General features: G+C 45.6%; 1 protein-coding gene. It reads right to left on the bottom strand.

What is annotated here, in order from left to right; genetic code table 11:
- On the bottom strand, nucleotides 1-496 hold a 496-nt coding region (locus ACQRBJ_RS16200), incomplete at both ends, for an A1S_2505 family phage non-structural protein (protein WP_445304257.1).

Raw genomic sequence — 496 nt, 5'->3', positions numbered from 1 at the left:
GAGATCGTAGCATCTTTCAAACAGAGGAGCCATCTCTTCTGGAGAATATCCGGCGATACCGCAACCAATCAATGTCACAAAGAATGTTTTGTCAGGATGATTCTTGGCAAACTCAATGAAATCATCCACATCCTTTTTCATAGCTTCCATACCACTCATTGAATCGATGGCGTAACTCATTCCCTGCAAACCATGTCCCTGACCTCTGATAGCACCGAACTTCTCCAGGGCAGTCTTTGCCGCACCACCATCATGATATCCCATGGCGTTAGAACCGAATACAAAGATTTCACCAGCGGCAAGACGACTGATGAGATGAGGGGTAACGCGAGTCTCTGGATTATTCGGTGACTTATCCAGTTTAGCAAGCTCTTCAGCTTCCACCACAGGAACCATCTTCTTCCATTCCTCCAGGAACTCTTTCATGTCGTATTTTAAGTTCTGAAGTTCAGAAGGCTTATATACGCCACTTTTCGCCACGTATTCTGCCACCTTT

Source organism: Prevotella sp. SGI.167, from assembly GCF_050313615.1.
Taxonomy (GTDB): domain Bacteria; phylum Bacteroidota; class Bacteroidia; order Bacteroidales; family Bacteroidaceae; genus Prevotella.
This window is presented reverse-complemented; position numbering and strand designations above follow the sequence as displayed.